Origin of the sequence: Geminocystis sp. GBBB08, assembly GCF_016743215.1 — a bacterium.
Lineage (GTDB): Bacteria > Cyanobacteriota > Cyanobacteriia > Cyanobacteriales > Cyanobacteriaceae > Geminocystis.
This window is the reverse complement of the sequence record NZ_VRZC01000151.1, coordinates 1-9592: the sequence shown is the minus strand read 5'-3', so window position 1 is coordinate 9592 and position 9592 is coordinate 1. Positions and strand designations below refer to the sequence as shown.

11 protein-coding genes are annotated in these 9592 nt (G+C 34.1%); 8 read left to right on the top strand and 3 right to left on the bottom strand.

Annotated elements, in window-relative coordinates; genetic code table 11:
- Window positions 1-33: 33 nt before the first annotated feature.
- The 4 genes from FWJ34_RS15565 (at window position 34) to FWJ34_RS15550 (ending at window position 3150) form a co-directional block, all read left to right on the top strand.
- Complete coding sequence (locus FWJ34_RS15565; protein WP_308256257.1) at window positions 34-414, top strand: hypothetical protein; 381 nt, start codon at window positions 34-36, stop codon at window positions 412-414.
- Between the two features lie 58 nt (window positions 415-472).
- Window positions 473-1333, top strand: coding sequence for an MnmC family methyltransferase (locus FWJ34_RS15560; RefSeq protein ID WP_308256255.1), 861 nt, complete (start codon window positions 473-475; stop codon window positions 1331-1333).
- A 123-nt stretch (window positions 1334-1456) separates the two neighbouring features.
- On the top strand, window positions 1457-2500 hold the full coding sequence (locus FWJ34_RS15555) for an HD domain-containing phosphohydrolase (protein WP_308256254.1): 1044 nt from the start codon (window positions 1457-1459) through the stop codon (window positions 2498-2500).
- Window positions 2501-2634: 134 nt separating this feature from the next.
- Window positions 2635-3150: a DUF1269 domain-containing protein gene (locus FWJ34_RS15550; RefSeq protein ID WP_308256253.1), complete on the top strand. Its 516-nt coding sequence runs from the start codon at window positions 2635-2637 to the stop codon at window positions 3148-3150.
- 505 nt (window positions 3151-3655) lie between these two features.
- Here FWJ34_RS15550 and FWJ34_RS15545 read toward each other — a convergent pair.
- The gene (locus FWJ34_RS15545; RefSeq protein WP_308256252.1) at window positions 3656-4489 is read right to left on the bottom strand and encodes an inositol monophosphatase family protein; all 834 of its coding nucleotides are present in this window, start codon (window positions 4487-4489) and stop codon (window positions 3656-3658) included.
- Between the two features lie 113 nt (window positions 4490-4602).
- On the opposite strand from FWJ34_RS15545, the gene murG reads away from it, so the two are divergent.
- The 4 genes from murG to FWJ34_RS15525 all read left to right on the top strand — a co-directional run bounded on the left by murG (window position 4603) and on the right by FWJ34_RS15525 (window position 8682).
- The gene (gene murG, locus FWJ34_RS15540) at window positions 4603-5682 is read left to right on the top strand and encodes an undecaprenyldiphospho-muramoylpentapeptide beta-N-acetylglucosaminyltransferase (protein WP_308256251.1); all 1080 of its coding nucleotides are present in this window, start codon (window positions 4603-4605) and stop codon (window positions 5680-5682) included.
- Window positions 5683-5942: 260 nt separating this feature from the next.
- Window positions 5943-7376, top strand: a complete 1434-nt coding sequence (locus FWJ34_RS15535) for a phosphoglucomutase/phosphomannomutase family protein (RefSeq protein ID WP_308256250.1) — start codon at window positions 5943-5945, stop codon at window positions 7374-7376.
- Between the two features lie 66 nt (window positions 7377-7442).
- Window positions 7443-8387: an isoaspartyl peptidase/L-asparaginase gene (locus tag FWJ34_RS15530; RefSeq protein WP_308256249.1), complete on the top strand. Its 945-nt coding sequence runs from the start codon at window positions 7443-7445 to the stop codon at window positions 8385-8387.
- Between the two features lie 112 nt (window positions 8388-8499).
- A complete protein-coding gene (locus FWJ34_RS15525; protein ID WP_308256248.1) occupies window positions 8500-8682 on the top strand; it encodes a hypothetical protein in 183 nt (60 codons plus the stop codon).
- On the opposite strand, the gene FWJ34_RS15520 is transcribed toward FWJ34_RS15525, so the two are convergent.
- Together FWJ34_RS15520 and FWJ34_RS15515 are read right to left on the bottom strand one after the other, a co-directional pair.
- Complete coding sequence (locus tag FWJ34_RS15520; RefSeq protein WP_308256247.1) at window positions 8656-8919, bottom strand: MoaD/ThiS family protein; 264 nt, start codon at window positions 8917-8919, stop codon at window positions 8656-8658. The genes FWJ34_RS15525 and FWJ34_RS15520 overlap by 27 nt on opposite strands.
- A gap of 235 nt (window positions 8920-9154) precedes the next feature.
- A partial coding sequence (locus FWJ34_RS15515; protein ID WP_308256246.1) for a hypothetical protein occupies window positions 9155-9592 on the bottom strand: 438 nt, incomplete at its 5' end.

Here is a 9592-nt window from a genome sequence, read left to right as displayed (position 1 = left end):
TGATCATTTAATTTAAAGTAAGGAAAATTGAAGATGACACAAATAATCGAGGTTAGCTTAATAGATGTACTCAATAAATTAGATAGTAAAATAGATAGGCTAGATCAGAAAATTGATTCTAAGTTTGAATTACTAGATCAGAAAATTGATTCTAAATTTGAATTACTAGACAAAAAAATTGATTCTAAGTTTGAATTACTAGACAAAAAAATTGATAGTTTGCAAAGTGATTTAAACACCGTAACCATTGATGTGGAAAAGCTCAAAACCCAAAATGAGCAAATAGTCAAAAGACTTGATACAGTGGATGCTAGGCTTAACACCATTACCTTAGGTGTTTTTGGGCTTGTGGGTGTTTTAGTGACAGGATTGTTAACTATTATCAGTAAAATTGTTTTCTTTTCTAATCCTTGATGGAGGAATAAATCTTTTGCTACAAGTCGTTTAACCATATATCAAAAAAAATATTTTTATGAATTGTTTAGAAACGAGAATTACTGACGATGGCTCACAAACCTTTTATTCTCAAGAATTTGGCGAAACTTTTCATACTAAATACGGTGCTAAAGCTGAAGCAGAAATTACTTATGTTCAAGGTTGTCGCCTTGCTGACAAAATCAAACAACAAAATCACCTTAAAATTATTGATGTTTGTTATGGTTTAGGATATAACACAGCCGCCGCCCTTGATTGTATTTTGAAGATTAATCCTCAATATCAAGTAGAAATTTTTGCTTTAGAATTAGATGAAACTGTACCTCGTCAAGCCTTAGAACATAATTTATTAAATCATTGGTCTTCAAATATTATTCAACTTTTATCAGAATTATGTAATTATAAACAAGTTAATACTCCCCAACTTAAACTCAGTTTATGGATTGATGATGCTAGACAAAGTATGAGCAAATTAGCAACAAAAAATTTCCAAGCTGATGCGATTTTCCTTGATCCCTTTTCTCCACCTAAGTGTCCTCAATTATGGACGGTGGAATTTTTTTCCCTCCTTTCTCAGTGTTTAAACCGAGATGGTATTATTGCTACTTATTCTTGTTCGGCAGCCATTCGGAGTGCTTTTCTTGAAGTTGGTTTGAGTATCGGTAATAATTTTAGCATCGGTAGGCGATCTCCGGGTACCTTAGCCACTTTTGAAAGTAAGTATTTATCACCTTTATCACAAAAACAATTAGAACATTTACAAACTCGTGGGGGGATACCTTTTCGAGATCCTGACTTAACAAGTATATCTGAAACTATCAAACAACGTAGAGAAGAAGAACAAAGTCTCAGTAATTTAGAGTTTACAAGTAAGTGGAAAAAACGTTGGTTTTCTTGACAAAACTTGCGTAAATAAACTGATGACAATGACCGAAAAATATTCAACAATGGAAACAAATAAGATTGATATTTGAGAGAATTTGATCTTATCTACTTCTTTATTGTCGAACAGGTGTTGATTATGAGTAACTATCAGGCTATCACAGAATTAAATCCCCAAGGTAGATTCATCTCAGTAGTTTCTACTCCAAGTAAAATAATGGTGGTAGATGATCAACCCTTGAGTCTTTTACACGCAGTAGATTTAATTAGCTACGAAGGTTATCAAGTCATTAAAAGTAGTAATAGCTGTGAGGTTTTAGAATTGGCTTTTTCTCAACAACCTGATGTCATCCTCATGGATATTGTCATGCCTGAAAGGGATGGATTGGAATTAGCAAAAATACTGAAATTACAACCCCAAACGAAATCTATTCCTATTGTGTTGATGTCTGTGGTAGAAGACCTAGATCTTTGGCAAAAAGCCCTTAAAATTGGTGTGGAGGAGATTATTTTGAAACCTTTAAATCATAACTCTTTATCTCCTAAATTAAAAATTTTAGCTCAACAAAAACGTCTCAATGAAGGATTAGATCAAACAAAAAAAGTATTACTCAGTTTAGCAATGGCCATCGAAGCGCGTTCTCTAAATACAAATAAATCTCTCTTAAAATTAGCCAATTTAGCCATGAATTTTGCTCAATATTTAGGATTATCTGATCAAAATATTGAAGATCTTGTTTTAGCCGCTTATTTACATGATATTGGTACGGTAAATATTTCCGAGCAGATTCTCAGTAAAAAAACTCAACTTACCTATGCTGAAAAAGAAATTATCCATCAACACGTTATTATTGGTGAACAAATTTGTCAACCTTTGAGTAATCAACCTAATTTATTGGCAATAATTCGTCATCATCATGAAAAATGGGATGGTAGTGGCTATCCCGATCAATTAGTGGGAGAGAATATACCTTATCTAGCACAAATTTTTCAAATGATCGATATTTATGACGCACTTACCAATGAGCGTATCTATAAACCTGCTTATAATCAGGAAGATTCCCTAGCCATTATGGAACAAGAGGTACTTAAGGGTTGGCGTAATCCAGTACTTTTTGCTCAATTTAAAAACTTTATCCTTTTTGACACTCACCGATTAATTTCTGTGGGGGCTTGTGTTTAACAAGAAATATAACGAATGTCCCCTTTTGGATATTTTCAAGATAATTAATAATTATTAATTATTTGTGGTTAAATACTCATGATTAATTGTTAAATTAGTGTTAGTAATTTTTCAATAAAACTAAAATAACAAAAATGAGTGATTTAATTGCGATCGCCTACGATGATCTTTTCAAAGCCGAAGAAGTAAGATTAACTTTAGCTAGATTACAAACAGAACGTCTCATCGAATTAGAAGATGCGGTTGTAGTCGTTAAAAATGCTGACGGGAAAGTAAAACTAAAACAAGCCATCAATTTAACAGCCAGTGGTGCTGCTAGTGGTGGTTTTTGGGGACTACTAATTGGGACTCTTTTTTTAGTACCTTTGTTTGGGGCTGCGGTAGGTGCGGCTACAGGTGCATTAGGGGGTGCGTTAAGTGATATAGGTGTCGATGATAACTTTATGAAACAATTAGGAGAAACTTTACAACCAGAAACTTCTGCCTTATTTATTCTTGTCAAAAAAGTAACTCCTGATAAAGTGTTAGATGAAGTTAGTAAATATGGCGGTAAAATTCTCCGTACTTCTTTAAGTAAAGATGATGAGGCACAACTACAAGCAGTATTAGACAATCATGGGCTAACCATTCCTGAATCAGAAGAGGACTAATCCGTAGGGGTTGAATAATTTTAATCCCCTAGGAATTAGGAATAGAGTTTTTGACAACTCCTCTGCCTAAAGGCTAGAGGATTCAAGCTTTCACCGAATGATGCCTTTCAAAAGTGAATTTTTTACTTGGTCTTACTCTTTCTCCACAAGCTGTAGCGATATGCCCTACCGCCAAATACTACAGACGTTTACTTGAAATTGGCTTAGTTTTTGCCTTTTATTGTCTGTAACCACATCGAAGGATGTTTTTTTAATTATAGCTCACTAATGCCCGTGCATAGCAGGGTTTTAGACCCACGATTTTTTGATAATTTTATAGACAAATGTTCATCAACAAAATTACTTTATTAGCTTAACAAGTAAACTAAATGCCATAACTGATACATTTATGCGGAATAAAAAGAATTTAGAGACACTACATCAACAAAAAAATGCGCAGTTTTAGCCGAAGGTTTAAACCCCTTGTTTAGTCGAAAAATAAGTAAGTATTATACAATTACATACTCTAATTATTCATTACAAGTTGTTTTTCTTTGAAAATAATTTCTGTAAAAGGCTCAAAAATAGGGATCAAATTATCTCTTGCTACAGCTAAAATAGGAAACCCGATTTCACCATAATTTACGCCTTTAGTTAAAGGAAAACTAACTTTTTGTCTCAGATGAACTAAATTTCCTCCAGCACCTCTTAAAATTGGATAAGCACCAGCTATATCCCATATTCTAGGACTTGCTTCGATCGCTCCAAGGGTAGCACCAAAAGCGACTGAAATTAAATCATAGCTAGTTACTCCCGTTATCCTAATTTTGCAAGGAAAGTTTTGTTTTAGTATATCTAAACTGCGATTACAAAACATTACTACATGATTTAAACTAGGTTGATCATAACTGGTATAAATGAGGGTATTATTGAGAAAAGAGCCTTTAGGTCCAGTTAAACCAGTATTATCAAAATAATAACCGTGATATGTTTGGTGAATTTGCGGAAAATGAACAAATCCAAACACTGGCACACCCTGATAAAGTAAGCCAATAGAAATACCCCAAATAGGAATACCCCTAGTAAAATTAGTTGTGCCGTCAATAGGATCAATTACCCAACACCAATCGGTATGAGGTAAAATATGCTCGGTTTCTTCTGTCAAAACTCCGTGGGTAGGAAAACATTGTTTAATCGCCTTTCTCAATTCGTAATCTGCCCATTTATCGGCTTCTGTCACTAGACTACCATCAGCTTTGCGAGTCGGCTCTAATTTGGCAAAATCTTCTAATAACTTGTCTCCGATATGTTGGGTTATTTGCCGACAAAAATTATATATTTCCTGCCAAAAATAAGTCATCTTTTTTCCCTGTTTGGTTACGTTGATAGTTGAAGCCTAATTTTTTTCTATCCTTTCAAAGTATAATTGATCTTTCGTAACCTGTTAAATCCTTTATTCCTTTATTGATTCCTGTGTCTGTTAACAATCCTAACTTATTAATCGCAGCTAGTGGCACTGGTGGGCATTTATTTCCAGCTTTGGCTGTGGCGCAACAATTGCCAGATTATCATATCCTGTGGTTGGGAGTGCCTCATCGTCTTGAAACTTCCTTAGTGCCTCAATCTTACCCTCTTTTTACCGTTGATATTGATGGTTTTCAAACTAGCTTCGGGATTAAAACTATTTTTGTAATGCTAAAAATGATTAAGGCGATCGCCAAAACTTATAAGGTAATAAAATCAAGGAAAATAGATATAGTATTCACCACAGGAGGATATATTGCCGCCCCTGCTATTATTGGGGCAAAATTAGCCAAAATTCCTGTAATTTTACACGAATCAAACTACATACCGGGTAAAGTAACTAAATTATTAGGCGGTTGGTGTGATATTGTCGGTATTGGTTTTACAGGCACAACTAAATATTTACCAAAAGTTAAGACTCAATGGGTAAGCACACCAGTTAGAGAAGAATTTTTATCACCCCAATCTTTAGATTTAAATATACCTGACAATGTGCCTTTAATTATTGCTATGGGAGGCTCACAAGGGGCTGTAGCGCTTAATAAATTGGTGAGACAGTCAGCTCCTCATTTGGTAAAGACAGGGGCTTATATAGTTCATTTAACAGGGAAGCAAGACGATGAAATGGGAACTTTTCAAAATGATCGCTATTTAGAAATGCCTTTTTATGATAATATGGCAGGATTATTACAACGGGCAAATATAGCTATAAGTCGATCAGGTGCGGGTACATTAACAGAATTAGCCATTACAAAAACTCCTTCTATTTTAATACCTTATCCTTTTGCGGCGGAAGATCATCAATTTTATAACGGGCAAGAATTTGTTAACGGTGAGGCTTCGTTACTTTTCAGACAAGATAAATTAACGTCAGATTTATTAACAACAACGGTATTAGATTTGTTAAATAATCCTGAAAAATTAACAGATATGGGAGAAAAAGCTGGTAATTTAGCTTTAGGAGATAGTGCTAAAATTTTAGCAAGAATAATTCAAGAATCTTATATAGCAACACTAAATCATTTGTGAAGAATTAAAGATTAAAAAATCAATCTGTAAATTTTACTATACCTTAAAGCTGACCACTGAAAGCTGATAGCTAACACCTCCAAAAATCTCACAATTCACATAGTAGGATTGCTATAATATTGATGATTAATGAGTAATGACGAATGAAGAATGAGGAATGATATAGTTTAGTGCAAAGATAACCTATAATTAGGCAAGAACAAAATTAAACAGTAGTAATTTATTGTTCATTGTTAACTGTTAATTGTTAATTGTTATTTATGCCTTTCCAAGCAAATCCGATTAAATTTGGCACTGATGGGTGGCGTGGGGTTATTGCTGCCGATTTTACTTTTGAGCGTGTTGCAAAACTAGCCCCTTTATGTGCTCAAGTTTTAAGGGAATCTAATCCCAATTCTAATTTAATTATAGTCGGTTATGATCGCCGTTTTATGGCGGAAGATTTTGCTAGTATCACCGCCGAAGCATTACAACAATCTGGTTTTGATGTTTTACTTTCTGAAAGTTTCGCTCCCACTCCTGCTTTTAGTTGGGCGGCAAAGGCAGAAAATGCTTTAGGTGCATTGGTTTTAACTGCTAGTCATAACCCTGCTAAATATTTAGGGTTGAAGGTAAAAGGCGGTTTTGGGGGTTCTGTATCAGAAGATGTTACTGCTAAAATTGAATCATTGTTAGATTCTGATACCCTAAAGTCTGATCATAAAGGTACTTTAACATTATTTGATCCTTGGGAAAGTTATTGTCAACAATTGCGATCGCAAGTTAACATTGATTTAATCAAAAATGCGATTATTTCAGGCAAATTAAAGATTTTAGTAGATGTCATGCACGGGGCAGCTTCTACTGGTTTAAGTCGTTTGTTAGGCTGTGATATACCCGAAATTAACGCCCAAAGAGATCCCTTATTTGGAGGAGGTGCACCTGAGCCTTTAGCACGTTATATCCCTGAGTTATTTCGTCAGGTTAAAGAAACGGCAAAAAGTTATCCCGATAGCCTTAGAGTCGGTTTAGTGTTTGATGGAGACTGCGATCGCATTGCCTCTGTTGATGGTAACGGCAATTATTGTAGTACGCAAATTTTGATTCCTATTTTAATCGAACATTTAGTCACCCGTCGAAAATTGCAAGGAGAAATTGTTAAAACCGTTAGTGGCTCGGATTTAATCCCCAAAATTGCTAATTTATTTAAAGTGCCTCTTTATGAAACGGCTATCGGTTATAAATACATTGCAGAAAGAATGTTAACCTCTCAAGTGTTGGTAGGGGGAGAAGAATCAGGGGGGGTTGGTTATAGTAATCATATTCCTGAGCGTGATGCGTTATTGTCGGCATTATATGTACTAGAAGCGGTAGTAGAATCAGGAAAAGACATCACAGAACTTTATGATAATTTACGACAACAAGTTAACTTTGATTCAGCTTATGATCGTATTGATTTAACCTTAGCAAATATAGAGCAAAAAAATCAACTACAACAAAGATTAGAAACTACACCATTAACTGAAATTGCTGGGAAAAAAGTAACAAATTGTCTCGCCATTGACGGTTATAAATATCGCCTTGAAGATGATAGTTGGTTATTAATCCGTTTTAGTGGTACTGAACCTTTATTACGTTTATATTCGGAAGCCCCAAATTTAAAAATTGTGCAAGAGAATTTAGCATGGGCAAAAAGTTGGGCAAATCAAGAATAAGTAGGGCGATGCACTGCCCACAAATAACCATTAACTATTAATTATTAACTCAATTAAATCGAAAAAATGTCAAATCAAATTCAACCTAAATTAATTATTCACGGTGGCGCTGGTAGTTCATTAAAAGGAAAAGGCGGTTTAGAAGTTGTGCGTCAATCTTTACATGAAATTATAACCGAAGTATATCAATTATTGTTAGACGGTAAAAGTGCTACGGAAGCAGTAATTAGGGGATGTCAGTTATTAGAAGATAATCCTCGTTTTAATGCTGGTACTGGTTCTGTATTACAATCAGACGGACAAATTAGAATGAGTGCGTCATTGATGGATGGTGAAAAACAAAGATTTAGCGGTGTAATTAACGTTTCTAGGGTTAAAAATCCCATTAATTTAGCCAAAACTCTCCAAAATCAAGAAGATCGAATATTATCAGATTATGGGAGTGCCGAATTACTCAGAGAATTGCAATCTCCAATATACGATCCTTTGACGGACTTAAGGTTACATGAATGGATTGAAGAAAGAAAGGAAAATTTCACCAGAAAAATGGCTGGAGTGGTAGCAGAAAGTAGTGAAAATGCCCGTCGAGGCACTATTGGAGTTGTAGCTCTTGACAAACAAGGTAGAATTAGTGCTGGGACTTCTACTGGGGGTAAAGGTTTAGAAAGAATAGGTAGAGTAAGTGATTCAGCTATGCCAGCGGGGAATTATGCTAACTCTCAAGCAGGTGTCAGTTGTACTGGTATTGGAGAAGATATTATCGATGAGTGTTTAGCGGCAAAAGTAGTAATTCGTACCACTGATGGTTTATCTTTAGCTGAAGCTATGGAAAAATCCATTCAAGAGGCTTCTTCAAATAAAAGAGACTTAGGGGCGATCGCCCTTGATCGTTATGGTAAAATAGTCTGGGGTAAAACTAGCGAAGTCTTATTAGCCGCTTATCATAACGGTAAAAATATCGGTGATTGTTTAGAATGGGATGATAATAACCTAATTGGAATTTCTGAGTAGTCAAAATTATCTGTAGGTTTGTAGTGAGCCTTTTAGGGCTTCTATTTATAAAGGCTTTAGCCTTGACTACGAAAGATAAAAAAGATAAGTTTCTATATTACGGGTAAAAATCATGAAGATTAAACATCAATATATTATTCTTCTATCATTATTAATATTAACTGCTGCTATAGTGCCGAATTTTTGGCAATTAGGTATGACAGGAATGGTAGGTTTTTTCCTTGCCTATTTGAGTAAAGGTAGTCGTAAACCTAAAAAAAAGGTTAATTTAACCACCACTGACAGGAGGAATTAAGGCTATTTCATCACCGTCTTTAACTTCAAAATCAGGGGAAACAAATTCTAAATTTACCGCTAATTTAGTTAAATTTTCCCATTTTTTTAGAGCAGGTTTTTCTTGAATAATAATTTTTAATATATCTTTTACTTGACTTTTTTCAGATATTTTTAACGTTATTTCTTCTTGTTGATATATTTCTTGATATATAGCAAATAGTTTTATTTTTACTGTTATTAAAAAATCTCTGGTCATTTCTAAATAGAATATCAGGTTCGATTAAATAATTATAGTAAAATTTTTCGCTAACCTCGTTTATCTGCCCTAATAGAAGACACAGCAAAGATGCGGAGTTTTATTATAAGTTATTATCCGAACTTGATATAAGATTGCTTATATAATACACTTCCCCACTAACACCTAATTATTGTTCACTTAATGCCTAAAACCTGATACTGTGATTTAGCCCAAAACCTGATACCTAAATAATTTAATAAGTAATTCCACGATATGTTCTTGGTTTTACTTTATACTCAGTAGAGGTTTTTTCCGCAACTATGGTTTGTGGATTAATAGATTCATTAACGGCAACCCCACGATATGTTTTTGTCTCTTCTTCGGTTTCCCATGACTGAGAAATAAATTGTTTTCTGTTATTATTATTTTGGATAGTTTTCTGACTATTTTCACCATCAGCATATTCAAAAAGATTATATTTACTTTCAATAAATATTGTTTGATTACTAATATCTTTTTTCTCTATAAAAGGTATTTTTTTATCAAATTCTCTGGAATTTTGATCAGCAGAAGCGACAACTAAAGTTGTTAAATTCTCAGGATCATCTTCATTAATTTCTTCAATTATTGACGTCAAATATTGAGATTTTATCATTTCTTTTGCCGTTTCTTCTTCTACCCATAATGAATA